The sequence below is a fragment of the Mycobacterium asiaticum genome (genome assembly GCF_001673365.1).
In the GTDB taxonomy this organism is placed as follows: domain Bacteria; phylum Actinomycetota; class Actinomycetes; order Mycobacteriales; family Mycobacteriaceae; genus Mycobacterium; species Mycobacterium asiaticum_A.
Genome location: NZ_LZLS01000212.1, coordinates 13,471 through 40,221 on the forward strand (window position 1 = coordinate 13,471; position 26,751 = coordinate 40,221).

The window sequence follows — 26,751 nt, forward strand, 5'->3', positions numbered from 1 at the left end:
GTTTCCAGCTAGCCGATGTTGGCGGCGTTGGAAGCTTCGGCGGCGGCGTACGACCCGGCGTTCAGTCCCAGCGTTGTCGCCATCTGTGTGTGGATCGCCGCAGTCTGGGCACCGATCTCCTGGAAGAGCTTCGCGTGCGTGGCAAACTGCGACGCGGTCAGCAGGGACACCAGATCCGAGGCGGCCGGAATCACGCCGGTGGTCGGGGTCGCCGCGGCCGCGTGTCCCGCCGCCACGGCTGCATTGATTGACTGCAACTCCGTCGCAGCACTGTCCAAAACATCGGGCTCCGCATAAACGAGCGACATGAACATTCCTCCTGCAATGATTGCCTGTTTTCCGCAGCTTTCTGCGTCCGAGGACTTCGTCGTCATCGGACGTGGAATTGATCAAATGACACGTTAGGGGAGCGGGACTACGTCACCCAGTGTTCGCACAGCCTGTTCACTGGCGAGCTAGTGATTATTCATTTGCTAATGCATTTCCGTAAGCAAGCCTTACGAAGTATGTGAATCACATTTGTTTCAAATCTATTTTGAGTTTTACATGAAAACGGCTGTGCAGCTGGCTTTATACGAACGCCGTGTGATATAGAACCCGGTAAAGCGGTTATCGCCAGCACGCGTAGCAAAAGTGCTGGATAACAACCATTTTCCGGGACGACCAGGAATTTTCAGGCAAGTACGGCGCATCCCCGCTCCGCAGGACGAGCCCCGAAACGCTAAGAAACGCGAGCGCCTTCGCCGGTCACGGCGCGATCGAGGCACCCACCAAGGGTGAAATCAAGCCCAAATCAAGCCCAGGCCAAGCCTGATGTAGCGATGAACTCCAAGTGCGTCATATCTGAGCTGCGCTTTTGCCCGAACACCCCATACGCTGCCGCGCAAGCAATTGAACAGAAGGTTAACGAAACCTGTCGCGGACCTGCTGACCGGTTACTGGTAGACCCGCGGATCCAGCGTTCCGATGTAGGACAGGTCGCGGTAGCGCTCGTCGTAGTCCAGGCCGTAGCCGACCACGAAGTCGTTCGGGATGTCGAAGCCGACGTAACTGATTTCGACGTTCGCCCCCACTGCGTCCGGCTTGCGCAGCAACGTGCAGACCTGCAACGAACGTGGATGACGGCTGGTCAGGTTGCGCAACAGCCAGGACAGAGTGAGACCTGAGTCGACCACATCCTCGACGATCAGCACGTCGCGGTCGTGAATGTCGCGGTCGAGGTCTTTGAGGATGCGCACCACCCCCGACGACGAGGTCGACGATCCATACGAACTAACTGCCATGAACTCGAACTGCGTCGGCAATGGAATCGCGCGCGCCAGGTCCGTGACGAACAGCACCGCACCTTTGAGCACGGTGATCAGCAGTAGGTCTTGTCCAGTGCTGGCCGCACAGTCCCGGTAATCATCGGCGATCTGCTGACCGAGCTCGGCGATACGGGCCTGGATCTGCTCCTGGGTGAGCAGCACCGACTTGATGTCCCCCGGGTACAGCTCGGCCGTCACGCCCACAGCGTGCCATGCCTGGCTGTGAGGAATCAACGCGGCCGTCAAATCGTCTCTTGGCGCAGCTTAAGCACGCCGTCACGGCGTCCCGCGATCAGTCGCTGACCCTGCAAAGTCGATCCAACCGCCACCCCGCCCTGGCCACGCCACGCCGTGATCAGCGCGTCCACGCCGCGGATCTGCTTGTCGGTCAGCCCAATCGCCCCCCCGGACAACAGCCAGCTGCGGATAACCCGGCGCCGCACCGGACCCCCAAGCGCGGACAGAGCACGCGTATCCAGCCCCGCCTCGACCGCAGCCGCAGGCAGCGCGTCGGCGGCCAGAGCGTCGATCAGCTCGGTGTCCTCGCGCAGCGCTGTCGCCGTGCGCGCCAACGCCTCGGCAACTCCGCCACCCAGCACGTCCTCGAGCAGCGGCAACACTTCAGCCCGCAACCGAGCCCGGGTGAAACGGCGATCAGCGTTGTGCGGGTCCTGCCAGGGCGTCAACCCCAATTCCGCGCAGGCAGCGTGCGTCAGGTCCCGACGAACTGCCAAAAGCGGCCGGCCCCACGGCGAGTCGAAGGGGCGCATGCCGGCGATCGACCGCGCCCCCGATCCGCGCCCCAATCCCAGCAGCACCGTCTCGGCCTGATCGTCGAGCGTGTGCCCCAACAACACCGGCCCCTCTCGGTGCGCGGCCAGTGCGGAGTAGCGGGCAGCGCGCGCCGCCGCTTCCGGACCCCCATCGGCACCGACCTCGACGCGAATTACCTTGGCATCCACGCAACCCAATGAAATAGCTTGTGTGCGTGCGTTTTCGGCGATCACAGCCGACTCCGGCTGCAGCCCGTGATCCACGATCAGCGCGGTGGTCGGTCGCAGCCCTGCCGCGACGGCGGTCAGCGCCAGGGAATCCGGACCTCCGGACAGGGCGACGCACCACCCGGTAACCCGATCGGTCAGCTGTGTCTGCGCGAATTCGCTTACCGCCCTGCGCAGTTGGGCTACAGCACCCGGTCGATCCATCGCTGCGGGTGTTCGATCTCGGCGGGCAAGGGCAACGTCTCGGGACCCGTCCAGATCGTGTTGAAGCGCTTCATGCCGACCCGGTCCACCACCTCGTCGACGAACACCTTGCCCCGGGTGTACTGGCTGAGTTTGGCGTCGAAACCCAACAGGGCACGCAGCAGGCGCTGCAGGGGCGGTTGCTTGCGCTGGCGGCGTTCGTCGAACTTGCGACGGATGGTGGCAACCGAGGGCACCACCATCGGTCCGACCGCATCCATCACATGCTCCGCGTGACCCTCGAGCAGCGTGCCCAGCACCAACAACTGATCCATCGCCTTGCGTTGCGGCTCGGACTGTACGGCGCGCACCAGCCCCAATATCCCTTCAGCGTTGGAATCATCGGATGAGCCCCGGTTACGGACGAAGTCGGCGAGCCGACTGGCCACCTCGCGAATGTCCTCCGCGGGTTCCTGAGTCAACAGTTGCAGCGAACTCGACATGTAACCGGCGATCCAGGGGTTGGCAGTGAACTGCACCCGGTGGGTGACTTCGTGCAGGCAGACCCACAACCGGAAATCGGAGGGATCGACCTTTAGCTGCCGCTCGACGGCAATCACGTTGGGGTAGACCAGCAGCAGCGTCCCCGCGTCAGGACCGCCGAACGGGTCGTACTGGCCCAGAATGCCGGACGAGACGAATGCCAGCACCGCTCCCGTCTGGGCACCGGTCAGCCGGCCGGTGAGCAACCCGCGGGGCTTGTCGCCGCCATTGGTCATTGCCCGCATCGATTCGGTCGCGGCCCGGATCCACTCCGACCGGTTCACGAGCCGGGCCGGCGGCACGGCGCCCTCGGTGATCAGGCCGGTCACGTCGCGCACCGGCGGCTCCGCCTGCTCGGCCGCGCGCGACAACTCCTCGATCACCTGCCGCCGCGTGTAGTCAGAGGTGACCGGACCACCGCGGGCCAACTTCTCCCCTACCGTCGCCGCGAACCCCCAGTCGACGGCGTTACCGATGGTCAGCTCCGAGGATTCGGTCACGTCACACACCCGCAGAACCACAGCTTGGTGGCCAGGGCGTCGAGGGCGTTGCGGCCGTTGGGGCCGGCGTCGTTGGAGATGAACGCGAAGGTCAGTACCCGCCCGTCGGCGTCGGTGAGCACTCCGACCAGCGAGTTCACCGCGGTCAGCGAACCGGTCTTGGCTCGCAGCCAGCCGGCCGGCCCCTGGGCGGTGGACCGGTCGAGGAACCGTTCACCGAGGGTTCCGCTGCCGCCCGCGATCGGCAGCAGATCCAGCAGCGCCCGCAACGACGGCTGATCCGGCCCGGCCGCGGCCTGCATCACCCCGTCGAGCGTCCGAGCCGTCAGGCGGTCGTTGACCGACAAGCCGCTGGAATCGGCCAGGGCGGCACCGGCGGTGTCGACGTGCGCGGTGTTCAACCGGCTTGTCACCGCGTCAACGGCGCCGGTGAAGCTCTGCGGCCGGTTGATGGCCGCCGCGACCTCGCGTCCGATGCACTCGGCCATCACGTTGTCCGAGGCGTTCATCATCTGAGACAGCCGTTGGATCAGCGGCGCCGACTGCACGACAGCCAATTGCCGCGCCCCCGATGGTGCCGACGCGACGGTGACCGCCGCCGGGTCCAGTCCGAGAGCCAGGGCCAGTTGACGTCCGGCGTCCAGCGCCGGGGTTTTGGAGCGCCGGGAGTTGACGGTGGTCGGCTGGATACGCCCGGCGTCGATCATCGCGGCCTCGATCGGCGCGACGTCGCCGTTATCGACGTCGGCGGGGTCCCAGCCCGGCGCCAACGTAGGGCCACTGAACGCGGAGATATCCACCTGCACGGCCGTGGGCGTCATACCGCTGCGATGCACCTGCTCGACCAGGTCATTGATCCTTGCCGCACCCCGATACCAGGTCTCGACGCCGGGCGGCGCCGCCGACAGGGTCGGATCGCCAGCACCCACCAAGATCACCGGTCCCTGGGTGGCTTGGCCGGCGGCCACCACCCGGGTGCTGATCCTGGCTTGACGGTCCAGAGTCAGCAGCGCGGCCGCTGCCGTCAGAATCTTGTTGGTCGACGCCGGCACCATCGGCACGTCATCGAGCTGACGCCACAGTTCCTTGCCGGTGGCCGCATCGGTGATCCTGCCACCCAACCTGCCCAGATTGGGATCGGCCGCGACGCCCGCCAGGGCCACCGACACACCCCCGGGGCTGGGGGTGGCGGCGCTTTCTGCCGCCGGACTGACCGCCGCCTTGACCGTGGGCGGCCGGGGCGGGGGGACGGTTGACCGCGCGCCGCTGGTGCCATGCCCACCCGTGGTGAACAGCACCGCGGCCGCCACTACAGCCGCCACCACCGCAAGCACCGCCAACCCGACCAGCACGTGGGTCGACTTGCGCCAGCGTTTGGGGCCCATGAATTCCTGCGCGATCGTCTCGGTCTCTTGTTTTCGTGTCCCATTCTGCCGAACCGGCCGCGAAGCAGTGCCGCGGCACCCGCTCGACTACTGTGTAGCCGTGCAATTCGACGTCACCATCGAAATCCCCAAGGGCCAGCGCAACAAGTACGAGGTCGATCACGAGACCGGCCGCGTGCGTCTGGACCGTTACCTCTATACCCCGATGGCCTACCCGACCGACTACGGGTTCATCGAGGACACCTTGGGTGAGGACGGCGACCCGCTGGACGCGCTGGTGCTGCTGCCGCAGCCGCTGTTCCCGGGAGTGCTGGTCGAGGTGCGGCCGGTCGGGATGTTCCGGATGGTCGACGAGGCCGGCGGTGACGACAAGGTGCTATGCGTTCCCGCCGGCGACAACCGGTGGGACCACATCCAGGACATCGACGACGTCCCGCAGCACGAGCTGGAAGCGATCAAGCACTTCTTCGTGCACTACAAAGACCTGGAGCCGGGCAAGTTCGTCAAGGCCGCCGACTGGGTCGGCCGGGCCGAGGCCGAGGCCGAGGTGGAGCGCTCGGTGCAGCGCTTCCGGACCGAAGGACACTGACCCGCACACACGCGCTGGCCAGCGTGTTTCATCTTTTTCCAATGGCTCTTCAACGAGTCGTTGCAACCCTGTGATTGCAGACGGATCGGCTGTCGTTCCGTCCTCCTCGACAGGGGGTGATCATTTCGGCCTATCCGCCGCATGCGTCTCTCACAACTGAATCCACTGCTTAGTCCAGAGACACTCACTGCTTTTCAGAAAGGAGCATCCGATGACAACTCGGTTCATGACCGATCCGCACGCGATGCGGGCCATGGCGGGGCGCTTTGAGGCCCACGCCCAGACCGTTGAGGACGAGGCCCGCCGGATGTGGGCGTCCTCGCAGAACATTTCCGGTGCAGGCTGGAGCGGTCTGGCCTCGGCCACCTCGTTGGACACGATGGGCCAGATGAATACCGCATTCCGCAACATCGTCAACATGCTGCACGGGGTGCGCGACGGGCTGGTTCGCGACGCGAACAACTACGAGCAGCAAGAGCAGGCCTCCCAGCAAGTGTTGAGCAGCTAGAAAGGGCTCCCACGATGACGATCAATTACCAGTTCGGCGACGTCGACGCTCACGGTGCGCTGATCCGCGGCCAGGCCGCCAACTTGGAGGCCGAGCACCAGGCCATCGTTCGCGATGTGCTGGCTGCCGGTGACTTCTGGGGCGGCGCCGGTTCGGTGGCTTGCCAGGAGTTCATCGCCCAGTTGGGCCGCAACTTCCAGGTGATCTACGAGCAGGCCAACGCACACGGCCAGAAGGTCCAGGCTGCCGGTAACAACATGGCACAGACGGACTCGGCGGTGGGTTCTAGCTGGGCCTAGTCGCGCGCTAGTCCGCTAGTGTCGCCACGGTGACGGACGGCGCTGGCACCCCGGCAGCTACGGGAACCTCAGCGGGGCCGATCGCGCGCGGCAGCGTCGCGCGCGTCGGCACCGCAACCGCGGTGACCGCGCTGTGCGGCTATGCGGTGATCTATCTGGCCGCCCGTGACCTGGCGCCGAGCGGATTTTCTATCTTCGGCGTGTTCTGGGGAGCGTTCGGCCTGGTCAGCGGTGCCACCAACGGTCTGTTGCAGGAGACCACCCGTGAGGTGCGCGCCATGCACCACCTGCACGAGTTGCCGGAGGGTTCCGGCACGTCCCGAACCCGTCCACTCACCCATCCACTAAGGATCGCCGCCATGGTCGGGGTGGCCGCGGCCGTCCTGATCGCAGGCAGCGCACCGCTGTGGAGCGGACGGGTTTTCGTTGAGGCGCGCTGGTTGTCGGTCGCCTTGCTCAGCATCGGTTTGGCCGGGTTCTGCCTGCACGCGACCCTGCTGGGCATGTTGGCCGGCACCAACCGATGGGGTCAGTACGGCGCCTTGATGGTGACCGACGCGGTAATCAGGGTGACCGTCGCCGCCGCCACATTCGTGATCGGCTGGGACCTGGTGGGCTTCCTGTGGGCAACCGTCGCGGGCTCGGTGGCGTGGCTGATCATCCTGATCAGCTCGCCGATCGCGCGCACCACCGCGAAGCTGCCAACCCCCGGCAGCACCGCGACCTTTCTACGCGGCGCGGCTCACTCCATTACCGCGGCGGGTGCCAGCGCGATTCTGGTGATGGGCTTCCCGGTCCTGCTGAAGCTGACCTCCGCCGAACTCGGCGCTGAAGGAGGCGTCGTCATCCTGGCGGTCACATTGACCCGTGCGCCGCTGCTGGTGCCGCTGACCGCCATGCAGGGCAACCTGATCGCCCATTTCGTCGACGAACGCAGCCACCGGTTGCGGGCGCTGGTCTCCCCCGCGCTGCTAGTCGCCGGAATCGGCGGTTTGGGCGTGCTGCTGGCCGGCGTCGTGGGTCCGTGGTTGTTGCGTGTCGGGTTCGGCGCGGGGTACCAGCCCTCCAGCGCGTTGCTGGCCTGGCTGACGGCCGCCGCCGTGGCGATGGCCCTGCTGACGTTGACCGGCGCGGCCACCGTGGCGGCCGCGTTGCACCGGGCGTATTCACTGGGCTGGGTCGGTGCCACGGTGGCGTCGGGGCTGTTGCTGGCCTTGCCGCTACCGCTGGAGACGCGCACCGTGATCGCTCTGCTGTGCGGTCCCCTGGTGGGAATCGCCGTTCATCTGCTCGCGCTCGGGCGTGGCGGACGCGCCGGCAACTGATCACGACCGGTCTCTACGTGTACTTTGTGGCTTGAAATGGGTTCTGAAGCACATCACGTCTGGATCGTCGTCCCCAACTTCAACGAAGGCCCAGTCATCGGCGAGGTAATCGCCGAGCTGCGATCGGTCTTCGACAATGTCGTCTGCGTTGACGACGGCAGCTCTGACGGCAGCGGCGAGATCGCGCGAAAGGCCGGAGCGCACCTGGTTCGTCATCCGATCAACCTGGGCCAGGGTGCGGCGATCCAGACCGGCGTCGAATACGCGCGGCGGCAACCCGGCGCCGAGGTGTTCGCCACCTTCGACGCCGACGGGCAGCACCGGGTCAAAGATGTGGCCGCGATGGTCGAACGGTTGGCCGTCGGCGACGTGGACGTGGTGATTGGCACCCGGTTCGGTCAGGAGTCCGCCAGCCGGCCGCCGCTGCTGAAACGGATCGTCCTGCAGACCGCAGCCCGACTCAGCCGCCGTGGTCGTCGACTCGGCCTGACCGACACCAACAACGGCCTGCGGGTGTTCAACAAGACCGTCGCCGACGGCATGAACATCACCATGAGTGGCATGAGCCACGCCACCGAGATCGTCATGATGATCGCCGAAAACCATTGGCGGGTGGCCGAAGTGCCGGTCGAGGTGCTCTACACCGAGTACTCGAAGTCGAAAGGTCAGCCGTTGCTGAACGGCGTCAACATTATTTTCGACGGGTTCCTGCGAGGGAGGATACGGCGTTGACAGGGACGACGAGATGAACTGGATCAAGGTGCTGCTGATCGGTTCGATCATCGCGCTGCTGATCTTCCTGCTGCGGTCGCGTCGCAGTGCACGGGCGCGGGCCTGGGTGAAGGTCGGCTACGTCATCTTCGTGCTGCTGGGCATCTACGCGGTGCTGCGGCCCGACGACACCACGATCGTCGCGCACTGGTTCGGGGTGAATCGCGGCACCGACCTGATGCTATACGCGCTGATCATGGCGTTCAGTTTCACCACGCTGAGCACGTACATGCGGTTCAAGGACCTCGAGTTGCGTTACGCACGGCTGGCGCGGGCCGTCGCGCTCGAGGGCGCCCAAGCGCCGGATTAGTTGGGCGAGCTAGGCGTGCCGGTGCCGGAAGAACTCCACCGTCCGGCGCACGCCTTCGTCCAAGCCGACCTGTGGCCGCCAACCCAAAACCTCAGCCGCCAAACCGATGTCGAGGCAGGAGCGTTTCAGGTCGCCCAGCCGTGGTGGGAAAAACTCTGGATCGTCCGGACCGCCGACAGCAGCGGCCACCGACGAATGGAGTTGGCGGTCTGAGGTTTCGACGCCGGTGCCGACGTTGAAGCGCTGCCCACCGCCCGCGTTCCCGGACGCTTTGACGAAGGCGTCCACGACGTCGTCGACGAACACATAGTCGCGGGTGTTGGAGCCGTCGCCAAACACCTTGGTGGGCTTACCTTCCAGCAGCGCCTGGGCGAAGATCGCGACCACACCGGCCTCGCCGTGCGGATCCTGGCGTGGGCCGTAGACGTTGGCCGGCGCAATGTGCGAACAGTCCAGGCCGTACAGATGCCGGAAGGTGTTCAGGTAGATCTCGCCGGCCACCTTGCCCGCGGCGTAGGGCGAAGCGGGGTCGGCCGGCACCGTCTCCGGAGTGGGGTACTGGGGCGGGACGCCGTAGATGGACCCGCCGGAGGAGGTGTGCACGATCTTGCGCACCTGGGCCCGCCGGGCGGCTTCGGCCAGCCGGACGGTGCCCACCACGTTCACCGAGGCATCGAATTGCGGATCGGCCACCGAGTTCCGGACATCGATCTGGGCCGCCAGGTGGAACACCACCTCGGGCTTGTGCTCCTCGAGAATGGCGTCCAGGTCCGCGTTCACGATGTCGGCCTCGACGAAGGTGAAGACCTGCGACGGGTGCTCGGCCAGGTGCTCGAGGTTGGTCGCGCGCCCAGTCGCGAAGTTGTCCAGGCCAACGACGGTGTGACCGTCGGCCAGCAGACGGTCGACTAGCGTCGACCCGATGAAACCGGCTGCCCCGGTGACCAGTGCGTGCACCGGCCCACCATACCGAGTGGCGCTGGCGGCGGCCGTAATGATCACCGTGCAGCTGGGTATCCGCGCAGCGCTGGCTTTCGGTGGCTATTTCTATTGGGACGATCTGATTCTCGTCGGCAAGGCCGGGACGCAGGGCCTGGTGTCTGCGTCGTACCTGTTCGACGATCACGACGGTCACCTGATGCCGGGCGCCTTCCTAGTGGCCGGGTCGATCATTCGGGCGGCGCCGCTGGACTGGACCGGGCCGGCGATCAGCCTGGTGGCCTTGCAACTACTCGCATCGCTTTCGTTGTTGCGGACGCTGCACGTGATCCTCGGTTGGCGACCGGTGCTGCTGCTTCCGTTGAGTTTCGCGTTGTTCACGCCGTTGGGAGTGCCGGGCTTCGCCTGGTGGGCGGCGGCCCTGAACTCGCTGCCGATGCTGGCGGCGCTGGCCTGGGTGTGCGGTGACGCGGTGCTGTTGGTCCGCACCGGCAACCAGCGCTACGCGGCGACGGGGTTGTTGGCCTATTTCGGCGGTCTGCTGTTCTTCGAGAAGGCGGCGGTGATCCCGTTCGTCGCCTTCGCAGTGGTGGCCCTGCTGTGTCACGTCCACGGTGACCGGGATGCGTTACGCAAGGTGTGGCGAGCGGGCTTCCGGCTGTGGGTGCCGGCGCTTACGTTGACGGCCGGTTGGGTGGCGCTGTACCTGGCCGTGGTGAACCAGCGGAGGTGGAGTTCAGATCTGGCGATGACCTGGGCGCTGCTGCGCCGCTCGATCACGCACGGCATTGTGCCGGGCCTGGCCGGCGGGCCGTGGGACTGGGCCCGCTGGGCGCCCGCGTCCCCGTGGGCGGTTCCCGGTCCGCTGGTGATGACGCTGGGTTGGCTGGTTTTGTTTGCGGCGCTTGCCTTTTCCTTCTTGCGCAAGCAACGCATCGGGTGGGTGTGGGTGACGGCGGCGGGCTACGCCGTCGCCTGTCAGGTACCGATCTATCTGATGCGGTCATCGCGATTCACCGCACTCGAACTGGCCCAGACGTTGCGGTATTTCCCCGATCTGGTCTTCGTGTTGGCTCTGCTGGCAGCGATTGCGTTCACCGCGCCGAACCGGCAATCGTCGGGCTGGCTGGACGTTTCCCGTCTGCGCACCGCGCTGACAAGCGCGGCGGTACTGCTGTTCTTGGCCAGCAGTTTGTTTTCGACGTCGACGTTCCTGACGTCGTGGCGCGACAACCCCGCGGAACCGTACCTGAAGAACGCACGAGCCGCGCTGGCCGCAGCCGACGCGCCGTTGCTGGATCAGGAGGTCGATCCGCTGGTGCTGCAACGTGTCGCCTGGCCGGAGAACCTGGCCAGCCACATGTTCGCCCTAGTCCGTGATCGTCCCGAATTCTCCTCCACCACAACACAATTGAGAATGCTCGACAGCAAGGGCCGGCTGGTCGAGGCCCGAGTGACCTGGGTGCGGACCATCATCGCCGGTCCGGTGCCACAGTGCGGCTACTTCGCCCAGCCCGACCAACCGACGCGCCTGGTCTTGGACGGGCCGCTGCTGCCGGCCGACTGGACGGTCGAAATCAACTACCTGGCCAACACCGACGGCTCGATGCTGCTGGCCCTCTCCCAGGGCCCCGAAGTCAAGGTTCCGGTTCGTCCTGGCCTCAACCGTGTCTACGCGCGACTGCCCGGTGCCGGGGACGCGATCACGGTTCGTGCCGCCACCACCGCCCTGTCGCTATGCATCGCGTCCGGACCGGTGGGATTTCTGGCTCCGACTGAAACATCCCGGCCCGCGATACCGATAGGTTGAGTGTGGCGGAGCTGATTGCGGTCCCGGAGCTGATGGTGTCGGCGGCAACGGACCTGGCGGGCATCAAATCCACTCTGGCCGAGGCCAACGCGGCCGCGGCACTACCCACCTCCGCGATCCTGGCCGCGGGCGGAGATGAGATCTCGGCCGCCGTGGCGGCACTCTTCACCGGACACGCCCAGCAGTACCAGACGCTGAGCGCCCAGGCTGAGGCGTTCCACCAGCGGTTTGTGCAGCTGTTGACGACGGGAGCCAGTGGTTACGCAGTGGCGGAGGCGGTCAACGCCGGACCGCTGCAACCGGTGCTCGACCTGGTCAACGCCCCGACCCAGTTTCTGGTGGGCCGGCCGCTGATCGGAAACGGCACCAATGCGACCACCCCTGGCGGAGCCGGTGGCGCCGGCGGACTGTTGCTCGGCAATGGCGGCGACGGCGCGGCCGGCGGGGCCAACCAGGCCGGCGGCGCGGGAGGTGACGCGGGGCTGATCGGCAATGGCGGCGCGGGCGGAACCGGCGGAAGCGGCGGCGCGGCCGGCGGGCTGGGTGGCCGCGGCGGGTGGCTGTTGGGCGACGGTGGCCGCGGTGGGCAAGGCGGTGCCGGAGGCGGCCTCGGGGGCGGAGGCGGCACAGGTGGGCTGTTCTACGGTCATGGCGGCGCCGGTGGCGCGGGCGGCGACAACACCTCGGGCGGCAGCGGCGGCGCGGGCGGCAGCGGCGGCGCCGCGACCCTGTTCGGCGATGGCGGTCAGGGTGGCGCGGGCGGGGCAGGCGACCCCGCAGTGGCAACGTCGACCGGCGGATTCGGTGGTGCCGGCGGACGCGCCGGGCTCTTGATCGGCAACGGCGGCCTCGGCGGCGCGGGTGGTCTCACGCCGAGCCAGACCGTCGCCGCGAATGGTGGGGCCGGCGGTGATGCCGGCCTGATCGGCTTCGGCGGGGCCGGTGGAGCCGGTGGCGCCGGCGTCGCGGGCGGGATCGGCGGTGACGGCGGTGCCGGTGGCCAAGGCGGATTGTTGTTCGGCGGCGGCGGATTCGGCGGCAACGGCGGCGCGGGCGGACAGGCCGGGGTCAGCGGCGTGGGCGGCAATGGTGGCGGGGGCGGTGCCGGCGGTTCGGCCGGGCTGGTGTGGGGCAACGGTGGTAGCGGTGGCACCGGTGGGGCCGGCGGAAGCGCTGCGGGGATCCCGTTGGGCACGGGCGGCATGGGGGGTGCCGGTGGCAACGGAGGCGCGACCGGCGGGGTCGGGAGCGGCGGGTTCGGCGGGTGGGGTGGTGCCGGAGGTACCGGCGGCACCGGTGGTATCGGCGGCGACGGCGGGGCGGGCGGCTCCGGTGGCTCCGCTGAGTACATCGGCACCGGCGGCAACGGCGGCGGGGGCGGGGTTCCCGGCGCGCCCTTCGCCGGTGCGGTGGGAGGCCTTGGAGGTGCCGGTGGCACTAAAGGCTCCATCTTCGGCGCGGATGGACAACCTGGACCCAACGGTTGACGAAATCTCTTAACGCGCGGACCCTCCAGGACGGGACTCGCCGCGATGAGTAACGCGTTGCGGTGCAGTCTGATCTGCATGGGCAAACTCATCTATGGCTTCAACGTGTCGGTGGACGGGTACATCGCCGACGCACAAGGCAACATCGACTGGGGCGAACCGAGCGACGAGTTGCACCAGTACTGGAACGACTTCGAGCGGGAGACGGCCCTGTCGTTCTACGGGCGGCGGCTCTACGAACTGATGTCCGCGTACTGGCCGACCGCTGACAAGGACCCGGATGCCACCCCGCTGATCGTCGACTTCGCCCACATCTGGCGCGACATGCCCAAGGTCGTGTTCTCGCGCACGTTAACGTCCGTCGACTGGAATTCCCGCCTGGAACGCGGCGACCCGGTCGAGGTGGTAACGAGACTGAAAGCCGAAACCGGCGGCAACCTGGAGATTGCCGGCGCGACGCTGGCCGCACCGATCGTGCAGGCCGGACTGGTCGACGAGTACCGGATCGTGATCGCGCCGACTGCCGTGGGCGGCGGCATCCGGTTCTTTCCGACACTGCCGTCGTGGATTTCGTTGAGGCTGTTGGAGAACCGCACCTTCCCGGGCGGCACGGTCCTGCTGCGCTACGAGGCCAAACACGACTGATCGACCCGGGTTTCGAGATTGTGCGCGCTGGTTGATGGAGCCGCCTAGGAGAATCGAACTCCTGACCTATTCATTACGAGTGAATCGCTCTACCGACTGAGCTAAGGCGGCGTGCCCTCTCGGGCGGCACGAGTCTACGGCAGGCAGGCGGACCGACCCAAACCCTTACCGCAGTTCCAGCCCGAGCGTGGCGACCATGGCGTCGACGGCGAACTTGGGTTTGACGTTGGTTGCCAGCGCATCACGGCATTCCAGCACGGCTTCGATGCAGCGCAGCAACCGCTCGGGGGTCGCGTGGGCGGCCAGTGCGCTCACCCGCTCCGCCATGTCCGGGTGGTTGGCGCGAATATCGCCGGCATTCGCCGACACGAGCAACGCGTCCCTGAAGTAGGTCGCCAAGTCGATCAGGGCGCGGTCCAGTGCGTCGCGCGAGGCGCGGGTTTGACGGGACTTCTGGCGCCGCTCCAGCTCTTTCAGCGCGCCCGCGGATCCGCGCACCGCGCCGGCAGCGCCTTTACCCGTACCACCTGCCCCCAGCGCCGTACGCAGCTCTTCGGTCTCCACTTCGGCGCGCCCGGCCGTCAGCGCCACCGCCTCGGCTTCGGCCGCCGCAACCAGCTCCTCTGCGGCAGCGTATGCCCGCGCCGGCCGCGCGGCGTCGCGAACAAGCTCCAGCGCCCGCTCTCGTCGCTCCCGTGCCTCTGCGTCGGTGGCCAGCCGACGTGCCCGGCCGACGTGCCCCCCGCTGACGGACGCCGCCCAGTCCGCGATGGCGGTATCCAGGCCGTCACCGTCGATCAGCACCTGCGCGATCGCCTCCGTCGGCGGCGTCACCAATGCGACGTGCCGACACCGGGAACGCAAGGTGATCGCGATGTCCTCAGGGTCCACCGATGGCGCGCACAACAGGAAGACCGTCGACGGCGGCGGCTCTTCGACCACCTTCAAAAGAGCGTTGGCGGCGCCCTCAGTCAACCGGTCGGCGTCTTCGATCACCACGATCTGGTGTCGCCCGGTGGTCGGACGGCGTGACGCGACCTGCACGATGCCGCGCATCTCGTCCACGCCGATCGACAGCCCTTCGGGAATCACCCGGCGAACGTCAGCGTGGGTGCCCGCCATCGTCGTCGTGCAGGCCTTGCAGCCGCCGCAGCCCGGCTCGTCCTCTGACGTGCATTGCAGCGCCGCCGCAAAGCACAAGGCGGCCACGGAGCGACCAGAACCCGGCGGCCCGGTGATCAGCCAGGCATGTGTCATATTCCCGAAGCTCGACGCTTGGTGACTCTGATCACTTCGAGCCTGCTCGCGCGCGGACTTGGCGGCGGCGAGCAGCTCGGCCTCCACCACTTGCTGGCCTACCAGCCGCGCAAACACGCCCGTCATCATCGGCAACAGTAGTTAGTGGCCCCGACAGAGACCTATCAGCGTCCGATTCGCGACATTTCCGTGATCTTTCCCCGTCTTTCGCCCATGTCGGGCGACGTGCCGAGGTCGTTTTTGGTTTCCGACGAGTCACCGCTGACCGATACGGTGGTTTCGTGACCGCGGTAGCAACCCTCCCTAGACGAATCAACGCATTCGTCCGCTGGGTGGTGCGCACACCGTGGCCGGTTTTCTCGCTGAGCATGCTGCAGTCCGACATCATCGGCGGTTTGTTCGTGCTCGGCTTCCTGCGCTACGGTTTGCCGCCGCACGACCAGGTTCAGCTCGGAGACCTGCCCCCCGTCAACGTCGCGATCTTTATCTCCTCGGTGGTCTTTTTGTTCCTGGCCGGGTTCGCCTGGAACCTGAGGCTGCTGGTCCCGGTCTTCCGGTGGCAACGCCGCGACAATCTGCTGGTCGAAGCCGACCCGTCCACCACGGAACTGGCTCGGACCCGAGCATTGCGGATGCCCTTCTACCGCACCTTGACCAGCGTGACCTCCTGGGCGATCGGCAGCGTCATCTTCCTGCTGGCCAGCTGGTCGGTGGCCCGCAATGCCGCGCCGGTCGTGGTGGTCGCGACCGCGCTGGGCGCCACCGCGACAGCCATCATCGGTTACCTGCAATCCGAGCGGGTATTGCGGCCGGTGGCTGTGGCCGCGCTGCGCAGTGGCGTGCCGGAGAGCGTGCGGGCACCCGGCGTCATCCTGCGGCTGATGCTGACCTGGGTGCTGGCCACGGCCGTGCCGCTGCTGGCGATCGTGCTGGCCGTCGTCTCGGACAAGATCTCGCTGCTGCACGCCGCGCCGGAAAAGCTGTTCAACCCCATCCTGCTGTTGGCGCTGGCGGCATTGGGTATCGGCGCGGCCAGCACCCTGCTGGTGTCCATGTCGATCGCGGATCCGCTGCGCCAGCTGCGCTGGGCGCTCTCGGAGGTGCAGCGCGGTAACTACAACGCACACATGCAGATCTACGACGCCAGCGAATTGGGTCTGCTGCAGGCCGGCTTCAACGACATGGTGCGCGACCTGTCCGAACGGCAGCGGCTGCGGGACCTGTTCGGGCGCTATGTGGGTGAGGACGTGGCCCGCCGGGCTCTCGAGCGCGGCACCGAGTTGGGCGGGCAGGAGCGCGACGTCGCGGTCCTCTTCGTCGACTTGGTGGGCTCCACCCAACTCGCCGCGACGCGGCCACCCGCCGAGGTGGTCCACCTGCTCAACGAGTTCTTCCGGGTCGTGGTCGACACCGTCGGCCGCCACGGCGGCTTCGTCAATAAGTTCCAGGGCGATGCCGCACTGGCCATCTTCGGCGCCCCGATCGAGCATCCGGACGGCGCCGGCGCGGCACTGGCCGCCGCCCGTGAACTCCACGACGAACTCATTCCGGTGCTGGGGTCAGCAGAGTTCGGTATCGGAATCTCAGCGGGCCGAGCCATCGCCGGCCACATCGGCGCGCAGGCACGCTTCGAGTACACCGTCATCGGGGATCCGGTCAACGAGGCCGCCCGACTGACCGAGCTGGCAAAGCTGGAAGAGGGCCACGTGCTGGCGTCGGCGATCGCGGTCAGCGGGGCGCTGGACGCCGAAGCGTTGTGCTGGGACGTGGGCGAAGTGGTCGAATTGCGTGGCCGCATCGCACCCACGCAGCTGGCGCGGCCGCTGAAATTTTCTGAACCAGAAGATGTTTCGGACGACACCGCCGAAGCTGCCAGTAAAGCCAGTCGCTAGCTGCGCTTGGCTGCCTTCTTGGCCCCCGCCTTCCGGGTGCTCTTCTTGGCGGTCCGCTTCACCGGACCGCGGGCGCGCCGGTCGGCCAACAACTCCGAAGCGCGCTCGTCGGTGATCGACAACACGTCGTCGCCCTTGCGCAGGCTCGCGTTGGTCTCGCCGTCGGTCACATACGGCCCGAACCGGCCATCCTTGATCACCATCGGCTTGCCCGAAGCGGCATCGGTACCCAGCTCACGCAGCGGCGGCGCCGAAGCCGCTTGGCGCCCAGAGCGTTTGGGCTCGGAGTAGATCTTCAGTGCCTCGTCGAGGGTGATGGTGAACATCTGGTCCTCGGTCTGCAGCGACCGAGAATCGGTGCCGCGCTTGAGGTATGGACCGTAGCGGCCGTTTTGCGCAGTGATCTCGTCACCGGATGCCGGGTCCACACCGACGACCCGCGGCAACGACAGCAGCTTGAGCGCATCCTCGAGGGTCACCGTCTGCAGGTCCATGCTGCGCAGCAGCGAACCGCTACGCGGCTTGGGACCGGTCGGTTTCTTGCCCCTCTTGGCGGGTGCTTCGCCGCCGTCTTCGGGCGGTGGGGGCTCGGGCAGGATCTCGGTCACGTACGGGCCGTACCGGCCGTCTTTGGCGACGATCTCGTGACCGGTCTGCGGGTCCACACCCAGCACCCGCCCCTCCTGCGGTGTGGCGAAAAGTTCCTCTGCCACTTCAAGAGTCAGCTCGTCGGGGGTCAGCGAGTCGTTGAGGTTGGCCCGCTGCGGGGTGGGCTCCCCGTCGTCGCCGACTATCGTGCGCTCCAAGTACGGCCCGTTCTTGCCGACCCGAACATAGACGGGACGTCCTTGCGCGTCGTCAAAGAGCCTGATGGAGTTGACTTCTCGCGCGTCGATACCTTCCAGGTTGACGCCGACCAGTCTCTTGAGGCCACCGGATCGAGCCACCGAGTCGGGCACGCCGTGGTCGCCGCCGAAGTAGAAGTTGTTGAGCCAATTGGTGCGTTGCTCGTTGCCCGAGGCGATCGCATCGAGCTCGTCTTCCATGGCCGCGGTGAAGTCGTAGTCGACCAGACGGCCGAAATGCTGTTCCAGCAAACCGATTACGGCGAACGCGACCCAGGACGGCACTAGCGCGCTGCCCTTCTTGTAGACGTAGCCGCGGTCCTGGATGGTCTTGATGATCGACGAATACGTCGACGGCCGACCGATACCCAGCTCCTCGAGCGCCTTGACCAGAGATGCCTCGGTGTAGCGCGCGGGCGGGTTGGTGGAGTGACCGTCCGGGTTCAGTTCGATCGCGTCCAGTCGCTGGCCCGGGGTCAGATGCGGCAACCGGCGCTCGGCGTCGTCGGCCTCGCCGCCGGCCAGCTCGTCGACGGTCTCCACGTAGGCCTTCAGGAAGCCGGGGAAGGTCAGCGTGCGGCCGCTGGCGGAGAACACCACGGCACGATCGCCCGCCGTGCCCTCGATACGCAGGCTCAGCGTGGTGCCGCGTGCGTCGGCCATCTGCGAGGCCACCGTGCGCTGCCAGATCAGCTCGTAGAGGCGGAACTCGTCGCCGTCGAGTTCGCTGCGCACCGCATCCGGAGTCGCAAAGGTTTCCCCGGATGGCCGGATGGCCTCGTGCGCCTCCTGGGCGTTCTTCACCTTGCGGGTGTACTGGCGCGGCGACGGCGAGACGTATTCCTCGCCGTAGAGCTGGCGCGCCTGATTGCGGGCTGCGGTGATCGCCGACTCCGACAACGTCGTCGAGTCGGTACGCATATAAGTGATGTAGCCGTTCTCGTAGAGCCGCTGGGCGATGCTCATCGTCCGCTCGGAGGAGAACCGCAGCTTGCGCCCGGCTTCCTGCTGCAGCGTCGACGTCATAAACGGCGCGTACGGCCGCCTCGTGTACGGCTTTTCCTCGGCCGACGCGACGGTCAGCTGCGCGCCCTGCAGGTTGTTGGCCAGGGTGGTCGCGTCGGCTTCGTCGAGGATGACCACCTCGTTGGCCTTGCGCAGCTGTCCGAGGGAATCGAAATCGCGGCCGGTCGCGACGCGCAGGCCGTCGACGTTGGTCAGCCGGGCGGCGAAAGTGGGGGGCTGCGCCTTCGGGTCCGACACGCTGGCGTCCAGCTTGGCCAGGATGTCCCAGTACGAGGCGCTGCGAAACGCCATCCGGTCGCGTTCGCGCTGGACGATGATCCGGGTTGCCACCGACTGGACCCGGCCGGCCGACAGCTTGGGCGCCACCTTCTTCCACAGCACCGGGCTGACCTCGTAGCCGTACAGCCGGTCCAGAATACGGCGGGTTTCCTGCGCGTCGACCAGGTCGATATCGAGGTCACGGGGATTCTCAGCGGCCTCGAGGATGGCCGGACGAGTGATTTCGTGAAAGACCATCCGCTTGACCGGAATGCGCGGCTTCAGGGTTTCCAGCAGGTGCCAGGCGATCGCCTCGCCTTCGCGGTCACCATCCGTGGCCAGGTAGAGCTCGTCGACGTCTTTGAGCAGTCCCCGCAGCTCGGTGACGGTGCTCTTCTTCTCCGGACTGATGATGTAAAGCGGTTCGAAGTCGGCGTCGACGTTGACCCCCAGCCGGGCCCACGGCTCGGACTTGTACTTTGCGGGCACGTCGGCCGCAGCACGAGGCAGGTCGCGAATATGGCCGCGAGAGGACTCGACGATGTAGTCCGACCCCAGGTAACCGGCCAATTTGCGCGCTTTGGTAGGCGACTCCACGATCACGAGTCGCCGGGTGCTCCCGTTCCTGCCGCTACTAGCCCTCTTAGGGCCCCCGTCAGACAACTGCGCCTACGCTCCATCTCCTATATCGGCCCGGTCGCCTCCCCGAAATCAGGTATGTCGCCGTTCCTTCGCCCGCGGGCAACTGACAATTTCGCACCCTTGGGCGGGCCTGCGCAAACCGGGCTCTTTCGGACGGGGTGTTTTCCAGCTCTCACACCCGGGGCCACTGGGCTGCCGCCGCCACGCCGTCGGGAGCCTCCCCCACGTTCTCTACCAGGCGAGATAGCCTGCGGCGACCACTTATCCGCAACGCCGGACGGGTCCCGCGGGTACCGATCAGAGTGGGCGCGATCCCGACTCTCATCAGAGCCGACGCCAGCGGTGAGTGCGTGTCCGGCGCGTGTGGGTCCAGGCCCAGCAGGTAACGATCGGCCTCCGGGCTGCCCGCCGCCAGGGTCCAGGCCCGCAATTCCCGTGGTCCCGGCAGCCAGCGCGGCGGGACCGTCTTCACCGCACCGCGGGTCCACTCGGTGGCGATGCTGCGCAACGACGGATCCACGGCCGTGCGTACCAGCGGGTGGTCTTCGTCGGTCCGGGTGATTTCCGGGGTCAGGCCGGTCTCCCGGATCATTTCGGCCAGCGCCTCGGCACGCCAGGGCTCCTCCACCACGACCGAGAGTCGCGCACCCAGACCCACCAGCACGATCTGACCGGGTGCCGCCAGCAGTCCGCACAAGTCCCCGACCGCGGGCGGAACCGACTCCGCGGCGAAGAAGGAAAGCTGACTCACGCCACCGACAGTAGGCCAGCGAACCGGGCGTCGGGTTCAGGCAGGCCGCCAACAAGCCGCCACTTACCCCGGAAACGAAAACCCCGGAAACGAAAACCCCCCGGACGGAGCCGGGGGGTTACGTCAGAATCTGCCCTGATTACAGGGAGCGGACTCCGGTGGCCTGGGGGCCCTTAGGGCTGTGGCCGATCTCGAACTCGACCTTCTGGTTTTCTTCGAGGGTGCGGAAGCCCGTCCCCTGGATCTCCGTGTAGTGGACAAACACATCTGCGGAGCCATCTTCGGGGGCGATGAAGCCGAACCCCTTCTCCGCGTTGAACCACTTCACAGTTCCCTGTGGCATTTCTCGATCTTTCCTTTACTTTCTTGTGCGAGGCTCCGCCTTTCGGTGCCCCGGGCCAGCCACGACCGCCATACCTTCGCGGAGTCGCCGGAATTTCACCCGACAGATAACCTCGCAGGAACCGCGACCGCAACGTCGATCCTGCGAAAGCTTTGACACGAACACAGAAGCTGCGACCGCAAACAGTCAACCATGTTCACGGCGTCGGCGACAGCCTCTACCCACAGACTCATCGCCGAACGGCCAGGCAATTTACGTCGGCGTCACAGTGCAGGCCAGAGCCAGAGAGGTGCGTGATGGCGAGTTTCGGCAGCGAGCTGCTCGGTGCTGCGCTCGCCGGTACCGCAGCGGACGAGCATCCGTTGCGGCATATCGCCGAGCTACCGGCCCGCACCGGCACTCCACAGGGTTGGCCGGAGTGGGCCGAGCCCGCCGTGGTCCGCGCTTTCACCGACCGCGGGATAGCTGTGCCGTGGTCGCACCAGTCCCACGCCGCGGAACTGGCGCACGCCGGACGCCATGTGGTGATCAGCACCGGTACCGCGTCGGGCAAGTCGCTGGCCTACCAACTGCCGGCGCTCAACGCCCTGGCGACCGACCCGCGGGCCCGGGTGCTTTACCTGTCGCCGACCAAGGCGCTCGGGCACGACCAGTTGCGCACGGCTCATGCCCTGGTCACCGCCGTACCGCTCGACGACGTGGCGCCGACGGCCTATGACGGCGACAGCCCCACCGAGGTGCGCCGCTTTGCGCGCGAGCGGTCCCGGTGGGTGTTCTCCAACCCGGACATGATCCACCTTTCGATATTGCGCAATCACGCTCGCTGGGCGGTGCTGTTGCGCGGATTGCGCTATGTGATCGTCGACGAATGTCACTACTACCGTGGCGTTTTCGGATCCAACGTGGCGATGGTGTTACGTCGGCTGCTGCGCCTGTGCGCACGTTATTCGTCGTATCCCACGGTCGTGTTCGCGAGTGCGACAACGGATTCCCCCGGCACGACGGCGGCGGAACTCATCGGCCAGCCGGTCGCGGAGGTCGTCGAGGACGGGTCTCCCCAGGGTGCCCGCACGGTGGCGTTGTGGGAGCCGGCACTGTTGACCGACCTGATTGGAGAGAACGGCGCCCCGGTTCGACGATCCGCGGGGGCCGAAGCCGCACGGGTGATGGCAGATCTGATCGTGGAGGGCGCCCAGACTTTGACGTTTGTGCGGTCGCGCCGGGCCGCCGAGCTGACGGCGCTGGGGGCTCAGGCCCGGCTGGCTGACGTCGCGCCACAACTGTCGGGCACGGTGGCGTCCTACCGCGCCGGTTATCTGTCCGAGGATCGCAGCGCGCTGGAGACTGCGCTGGCCGAGGGTCGGTTGCGCGGCCTGGCCGCTACAAATGCGCTGGAGTTGGGGGTCGACATCGCGGGCCTGGACGCGGTGGTGCTCGCGGGATTCCCCGGCACGGTCGCGTCGTTCTGGCAACAGGCCGGACGGTCCGGACGGCGCGGTCAGGGCGCGTTGGTGGTGCTGATCGCCCGCGATGATCCGTTGGACACCTACCTGGTTCACCACCCGGCGGCGTTGCTGGACAAGCCGGTTGAGCGGGTCGTCATCGACCCGGGCAACCCATACATCCTCGGCCCTCAACTACTTTGTGCCGCAACAGAGTTACCGCTCGACGACGCCGAGGTCCGCGCACTCGATGCCGTAGAGGTAGCCGACGGGTTGGTTGACGACGGGCTGCTCAGACGCCGTAGTGGCAAGTACTTTCCGGCGCCGGGCGTGGACCCGCACGGCGCAGTGGACATCCGGGGATCGATCGGCGGCGAAGTCGTCATCGTCGAGGCGGACACCGGGCGATTGCTGGGCAGTACCGGCGCTGGGCAGGCACCTGCGTCCATTCATCCCGGCGCGGTGTACCTGCACCAGGGGGAAAGCTACGTCGTCGACTCGCTGGACCTCGAGGAGGGCGTCGCCTTCGTCCGTGCTGACGATCCCGGGTATGCGACGTTCGCCCGGGAAGTCACCGACATTGCGGTGACCGGTGCCGGTGAACGGTTGGCTTTCGGGCCGGTGACGCTGGGTTTGGTGCCGGTGACGGTCACCAACCAGGTCGTCGGGTATCTGCGCCGCCGACCCAACGGCGAGGTGATCGATTTCATCGAGTTGAGCATGCCGCAACGCTCCCTGCCTACCGCCGCGGTGATGTACACCGTTGACCCCGAAGTGTTGGAAAGCGACGGCATCGATCCGGTCCGCGTCCCGGGTTCGCTGCACGCGGCCGAACACGCGGCCATCGGGTTGTTGCCGTTGGTGGCCAGCTGCGACCGCGGCGACATCGGCGGTCTGTCGACCGCGCTCGGTCCCGAAGGACTCCCAACCGTCTTTGTCTACGACGGCCACCCGGGTGGGGCGGGGTTCGCCGAGCGCGGCTTTCGTCAGGCGCAGATTTGGCTCGGTGCGACGGCGGCGGCCATCGAGTCGTGCGAATGTCCTAGCGGGTGCCCCTCCTGCGTGCAGTCGCCCAAATGCGGGAACGGCAACGATCCATTGGACAAGGCCGGCGCGATCCGGGTGTTGCGCCTGGTGCTTGCGGCGCTGGAATCAGGCTGAAGCTTTCTGGGCCTCTGGTGAAAAAGCGTGGTGAAAACCCCAGTCGGCGACTCGAGTAGCCAGCGGTTCGACCGCTGGTCAGTCGGCCCCCCATGGATGGGCCGGGTCCCAGCTCTCCCGCCAATTGGGCGTTGCTGACGCCGCCGAAAATTCATAGGATGCATTTGCTCAACAACAAGCTACGGTGCACATATCCATCACGTGGAGCGATGGCGATCAGACACTGGCCGAGTCTGTCGGGGACCTAGTCGGAGGTGTCGTATGTCGTTTGTTAGAACGGTGCCTGAGTTCCTGGGGACCGCAGCCCACAAGCTGGCCGGAATTGGTTCGACCATCAGTGCGTCCAACACCACCGCAGCAGCGCCCACCATCGCCGTATCCGCCGCCGCCGGAGACCAGGTATCGGCTGCGGTAGCGGCATTTTTCTCCGGACATGCCCGCAGCTACCAGACGCTGGGTGCGCAGGTGGCGCAATTTCATGCGCAGTTCGTGCAGGCACTGAGCACCAACGCGAACGCTTACGCGACCGCGGAAGCCGCCAACGCCACCCCCATGCAGCACCTGACCAGCGCCGCCGACAACGTGCCCGTCAAGACAGCCACCGCTGTCGTCGGGACCAGCGACAGCCCAATTTCGCAGGACAGCCCACCGGCTGCACGGGCGGCAGTTCCCTTGGTCCAGCGGCCTGCCACCGTGCGAGCCGTTGCGATGCCCGCCACTGGGATGTCTGAACGAAGCGGTGGCGGCTCAGCGGCCGAGGCCACCGCGGCAGGCGCCAATGGCGCGGCCGGCGGCCTGTGGATGCGCCCCACCGCGGTGCTGGGCGCCAACGGTTCGGGCCGTGTCCTGCCCGCCAGCGGATCCGGCGGTCTGCTTTCCCGGCTGGTCGGCACCGACGGCAACCGAGGCAGCACCGGCGTGACCGGGCGTGTCAGCGGCGGGGTGGGTGTCGGCGTGATGCTGTTTCCGGCAGCCGGAGACCTCCGCGCCGGAGCCGACGCTCTGGTCTCCAAGCCCAGTCATGGCGGGTCCGGTGGCAGCGCGGAGCGTTCCGGCCTGCGGGGTGCCGGGTGGCACGGCGGCGCAGCGCACGGCGGCGCATCCGGCGGTACGGCGCAGCCCATCGCCGCACCACCGGCAGTGAAATCCCCGTCCTAGCCGCGCCGGCTCATTCACCGAATTCCAACTGACGCAACACATTTCGAAATTCTTCTCGCCAATAGCAGCTGGGGTGGCATTGAACTTGATCTCGCATTCGCGAATACCCTTGGCAGTGGCGCGAATTGCAGACCGCCGGCGGCGTGTAAGCCAGCGCTTCCCTGCTGGAAAAGAGGAAGATCGACAGAATATCGATCACTAGAGCGTTTGCGAATCCGATGGACGGCGACCGACCCCTCGACGGTCGACCTCCACGGATCTGCTTTGTGCGGTCGGACAACACAATCCGGTCGCACTGTCTAAACGCGAGTGCAGCAGCAAACGTACCTGGGTTCGTCCGTCAAATGCAACACACATGTGGGTCATTTCACGAAGAAATTACAAGCCGAATCCGTCCGAGAGTATGACAAATGGCTGGTCAGGATACCGAGGAAGGTTGCTCGGGAATAAATACCTACTAGCCCACTTAACTAAATGTGGGAAACAGCAGGCGCGTGCGCCAACGCTTCGGGGAGACAAAGGATTTGACGCGCCTGTCAACTATGCGATGTACCCGCCGATGCAACGAACTGACACGCGATCAGTAAGCTGCGCCTATGGGCCACGACTGGCTGCTCGTGGAGACGTTGGGTGATGAACCCGCCGTCGTAGCGCAGGGACGGCAGCTCAAGAACCTCGTCCCTATCACCACCTTTCTGCGCCGCAGTCCATACCTGGCGGCAGTCAAGACAGCAATCACCGAATCAGTGCAGACCGGTCAGTCCTTGACGAGCATCACGCCCAAGAGCGACCGGGTGATCCGCACCGAGCCGGTGATGATGTCCGACGGCCGCATGCACGGCGTGCACGTGTGGAGCGGACCGATCGACGAGGAGCCGCCCGAGCGGCCAACCCCAGGTCCGCTCAAGTGGGATCTGACTTGCGGCGTGGCCACCGACACCCCGGAATCGCTCACCAACAGCGGCAAGAACCCCGAAGTTGAAGTCACCTACGGCAGAGCCTTCGCCGAGGATCTGCCGTCGCGCGAGCTCAACCCGAATGAGACCAAGGTCCTGGCCATGGCAGTCAGAGCCGAGTCAGGCCAAACGCTTTGCAGCACATGGGATCTGACTGATTGGCAAGGAAACCAGATTCGGATCGGCTTCGTCGCCCGCAGCGCGCTGGAACCGGGACCTGACGGCCGCGACCACCTGGTGGCACGCGCGATGAACTGGCGTGCCGAGCGCAAAGGTCCGGCGGTCGCCGTCGACGACCTGGCGCAGCGGATACTCAACGGGCTGGCGCAAGTCGGTGTGCACCGTGCGCTGGTCGACCTCAAGACCTGGACCCTGCTGAAGTGGCTGGACGAGCCGTGCTCGTTCTATGACTGGCGTGGCGGCGAAGGCAAGCCGCGTGTGCATCCTGACGACGAGCACGCGGTTGTCTCGATGACCGAAGAATTCACCGACGGGGCCACGAGCCGAGTGCTGCGGCTACCGGGGCATGACTCCGATTGGGTGCCGGTGCACGTCACCGTCAACCGGGTGGAACTCGAGCCGGAGACCTTCGCTGGGCTGATCTCACTGCGTTTGCCCACCAGCGACGAGGTCGATGACGCGGGACTGACGAAGTCCGCTGGCGACACAACCGGATAACCGACGTTCGGCAGAATTCGAACGTTGCGGCCCCGGCACCGCGATAGGGTTGGCACGTGTCGTGGCTGATCGCGGCGCCGGACATGCTGGCGGCAACGGCCGCGGACCTGGCGGGTATCAACTCAAAGCTGAACGCGGCCAACGCCGCCGCGGCAGCCTCGACGACCACGCTGCTCGCCGCCGGCGCCGATGAGGTGTCGGCCGCGGTCGCGGCCCTGTTCGGCGCGGACGGGCAGGCCTACCAAACGCTCAGCAGTCAGTTGGCAGGTTGGCACAACGGCTTCGTCGGTGCATTGGCGGCCGCGGCGAACGGTTATGCCGGCGCCGAAGCCGACGCCGCCCAGAGCCTGCTCAACGCCATCAACGCGCCGGCCCAGACAGTGTTCGGGCGCCCGCTGATCGGCAACGGCACCAACGGCGCACCCGGGACAGGACGCCCCGGGGGGCCGGGCGGCATCTTGATCGGAAACGGAGGGGCCGGCGGATCAGGCGGCCCCGGCCAAAACGGCGGCAATGGCGGGGCCGCTGGGCTCTTGGGCGCCGGCGGAGCAGGTGGTGTCGGCGGATTCGCCCTCCCGGGTGGCCCCGGCGGCAATGGCGGATCGGGCGGAGCCGGGTGGCTTTTCGGCAAGGGCGGCAACGGCGGCACCGGGGGTGGTTCGTTGACCGGCAACGGCGGCACCGGCGGTGGTTCGTTGACCGGCAACGGCGGCACCGACTCCGGCCAAGCCTGCTTGTGA

At 66.7% G+C, this 26,751-nt stretch carries 23 protein-coding genes, 1 tRNA gene and 1 pseudogene; 14 read left to right on the forward strand and 11 right to left on the reverse strand.

What is annotated here, in order from left to right:
* Positions 1-8: 8 nt before the first annotated feature.
* The 5 genes from A5634_RS24905 to dacB form a co-directional block, all read right to left on the reverse strand.
* Positions 9-308 carry a PE family protein gene (locus A5634_RS24905; protein WP_065146721.1) on the reverse strand — a complete coding sequence of 100 codons (300 nt, stop codon included), beginning with the start codon at positions 306-308 and terminating at the stop codon, positions 9-11.
* Positions 309-935: 627 nt separating this feature from the next.
* Entirely contained in the window at positions 936-1,541 is a 606-nt protein-coding gene (gene hpt, locus A5634_RS24910; protein ID WP_065146699.1) for a hypoxanthine phosphoribosyltransferase, read from the reverse strand.
* A gap of 8 nt (positions 1,542-1,549) precedes the next feature.
* The gene (gene tilS / locus A5634_RS24915; RefSeq protein WP_065146700.1) at positions 1,550-2,512 is read right to left on the reverse strand and encodes a tRNA lysidine(34) synthetase TilS; all 963 of its coding nucleotides are present in this window, start codon (positions 2,510-2,512) and stop codon (positions 1,550-1,552) included.
* On the reverse strand, positions 2,491-3,534 hold the full coding sequence (locus tag A5634_RS24920) for a zinc-dependent metalloprotease (protein ID WP_065146722.1): 1,044 nt from the start codon (positions 3,532-3,534) through the stop codon (positions 2,491-2,493). The genes tilS and A5634_RS24920 overlap by 22 nt, the downstream gene beginning before the upstream one ends.
* Positions 3,531-4,919: a D-alanyl-D-alanine carboxypeptidase/D-alanyl-D-alanine endopeptidase gene (gene dacB / locus A5634_RS24925; RefSeq protein ID WP_155769718.1), complete on the reverse strand. Its 1,389-nt coding sequence runs from the start codon at positions 4,917-4,919 to the stop codon at positions 3,531-3,533. Before dacB ends, A5634_RS24920 begins: the two co-directional genes overlap by 4 nt.
* Before the next feature lie 100 nt (positions 4,920-5,019).
* Here dacB and A5634_RS24930 point away from each other — a divergent pair, with 100 nt between their 5' ends.
* From A5634_RS24930 to A5634_RS24955, 6 genes are all read left to right on the forward strand, one after another.
* The gene (locus tag A5634_RS24930) at positions 5,020-5,508 is read left to right on the forward strand and encodes an inorganic diphosphatase (protein WP_065146723.1); all 489 of its coding nucleotides are present in this window, start codon (positions 5,020-5,022) and stop codon (positions 5,506-5,508) included.
* Positions 5,509-5,719: 211 nt separating this feature from the next.
* The gene (locus tag A5634_RS24935; RefSeq protein WP_065146702.1) at positions 5,720-6,016 is read left to right on the forward strand and encodes a WXG100 family type VII secretion target; all 297 of its coding nucleotides are present in this window, start codon (positions 5,720-5,722) and stop codon (positions 6,014-6,016) included.
* 14 nt (positions 6,017-6,030) lie between these two features.
* Entirely contained in the window at positions 6,031-6,315 is a 285-nt protein-coding gene (locus tag A5634_RS24940) for a WXG100 family type VII secretion target (protein WP_065146703.1), read from the forward strand.
* A 29-nt stretch (positions 6,316-6,344) separates the two neighbouring features.
* Positions 6,345-7,640 (forward strand): hypothetical protein, encoded by a 1,296-nt coding sequence (locus A5634_RS24945; protein ID WP_155769719.1) that lies wholly within the window; start codon positions 6,345-6,347, stop codon positions 7,638-7,640.
* Between the two features lie 36 nt (positions 7,641-7,676).
* Positions 7,677-8,372: a glycosyltransferase family 2 protein gene (locus tag A5634_RS24950; protein WP_065146704.1), complete on the forward strand. Its 696-nt coding sequence runs from the start codon at positions 7,677-7,679 to the stop codon at positions 8,370-8,372.
* A 13-nt stretch (positions 8,373-8,385) separates the two neighbouring features.
* Entirely contained in the window at positions 8,386-8,721 is a 336-nt protein-coding gene (locus A5634_RS24955; RefSeq protein ID WP_065146705.1) for a DUF2304 domain-containing protein, read from the forward strand.
* 9 nt (positions 8,722-8,730) lie between these two features.
* Here A5634_RS24955 and A5634_RS24960 read toward each other — a convergent pair whose 3' ends face one another.
* Complete coding sequence (locus A5634_RS24960) at positions 8,731-9,678, reverse strand: NAD-dependent epimerase/dehydratase family protein (RefSeq protein ID WP_065146706.1); 948 nt, start codon at positions 9,676-9,678, stop codon at positions 8,731-8,733.
* On the opposite strand from A5634_RS24960, the gene A5634_RS24965 reads away from it, so the two are divergent.
* The 3 genes from A5634_RS24965 (at position 9,644) to A5634_RS24975 (ending at position 13,602) form a co-directional block, all read left to right on the forward strand.
* Positions 9,644-11,470, forward strand: a complete 1,827-nt coding sequence (locus A5634_RS24965) for a hypothetical protein (RefSeq protein ID WP_065146707.1) — start codon at positions 9,644-9,646, stop codon at positions 11,468-11,470. The genes A5634_RS24960 and A5634_RS24965 overlap by 35 nt on opposite strands.
* A 32-nt stretch (positions 11,471-11,502) precedes the next feature.
* Positions 11,503-12,957: a PE family protein gene (locus tag A5634_RS24970; protein ID WP_437340010.1), complete on the forward strand. Its 1,455-nt coding sequence runs from the start codon at positions 11,503-11,505 to the stop codon at positions 12,955-12,957.
* A gap of 78 nt (positions 12,958-13,035) precedes the next feature.
* Positions 13,036-13,602, forward strand: coding sequence for a dihydrofolate reductase family protein (locus A5634_RS24975; protein ID WP_065146709.1), 567 nt, complete (start codon positions 13,036-13,038; stop codon positions 13,600-13,602).
* A 35-nt stretch (positions 13,603-13,637) separates the two neighbouring features.
* Here the strand turns inward: A5634_RS24975 and A5634_RS24980 are convergent.
* Both A5634_RS24980 and A5634_RS24985 read right to left on the reverse strand, forming a co-directional pair.
* Positions 13,638-13,713: transfer RNA gene (locus A5634_RS24980), tRNA-Thr, on the reverse strand.
* Between the two features lie 54 nt (positions 13,714-13,767).
* A complete protein-coding gene (locus A5634_RS24985; RefSeq protein ID WP_155769721.1) occupies positions 13,768-14,985 on the reverse strand; it encodes a DNA polymerase III subunit delta' in 1,218 nt (405 codons plus the stop codon).
* 155 nt (positions 14,986-15,140) lie between these two features.
* Between A5634_RS24985 and A5634_RS24990 the strand changes: the two genes are divergently transcribed.
* Positions 15,141-16,751, forward strand: coding sequence for an adenylate/guanylate cyclase domain-containing protein (locus A5634_RS24990; RefSeq protein WP_155769722.1), 1,611 nt, complete (start codon positions 15,141-15,143; stop codon positions 16,749-16,751).
* Here A5634_RS24990 and topA read toward each other — a convergent pair.
* The 3 genes from topA to cspA form a co-directional block, all read right to left on the reverse strand.
* The gene (gene topA, locus A5634_RS24995) at positions 16,748-19,543 is read right to left on the reverse strand and encodes a type I DNA topoisomerase (protein WP_065146712.1); all 2,796 of its coding nucleotides are present in this window, start codon (positions 19,541-19,543) and stop codon (positions 16,748-16,750) included. The two genes, A5634_RS24990 and topA, sit on opposite strands and share 4 nt — an antisense overlap.
* Positions 19,544-19,694: 151 nt before the next feature.
* Positions 19,695-20,273, reverse strand: a complete 579-nt coding sequence (locus A5634_RS25000) for a hypothetical protein (protein ID WP_065146713.1) — start codon at positions 20,271-20,273, stop codon at positions 19,695-19,697.
* A gap of 139 nt (positions 20,274-20,412) precedes the next feature.
* Entirely contained in the window at positions 20,413-20,616 is a 204-nt protein-coding gene (gene cspA, locus A5634_RS25005) for a cold shock protein CspA (protein ID WP_003419650.1), read from the reverse strand.
* A 296-nt stretch (positions 20,617-20,912) separates the two neighbouring features.
* Between cspA and A5634_RS25010 the strand changes: the two genes are divergently transcribed.
* The 4 genes and pseudogenes from A5634_RS25010 to A5634_RS25025 form a co-directional block, all read left to right on the forward strand.
* On the forward strand, positions 20,913-23,219 hold the full coding sequence (locus A5634_RS25010) for a DEAD/DEAH box helicase (RefSeq protein WP_065146714.1): 2,307 nt from the start codon (positions 20,913-20,915) through the stop codon (positions 23,217-23,219).
* Positions 23,220-23,480: 261 nt separating this feature from the next.
* The gene (locus A5634_RS30055) at positions 23,481-24,377 is read left to right on the forward strand and encodes a PE family protein (RefSeq protein WP_081290652.1); all 897 of its coding nucleotides are present in this window, start codon (positions 23,481-23,483) and stop codon (positions 24,375-24,377) included.
* Between the two features lie 596 nt (positions 24,378-24,973).
* Positions 24,974-26,011 (forward strand): PAS domain-containing protein, encoded by a 1,038-nt coding sequence (locus A5634_RS25020; RefSeq protein WP_065146716.1) that lies wholly within the window; start codon positions 24,974-24,976, stop codon positions 26,009-26,011.
* 56 nt (positions 26,012-26,067) lie between these two features.
* Positions 26,068-26,724, forward strand: a pseudogene (locus A5634_RS25025) (PE family protein); the annotation flags it as partial.
* Positions 26,725-26,751 lie beyond the last annotated feature (27 nt).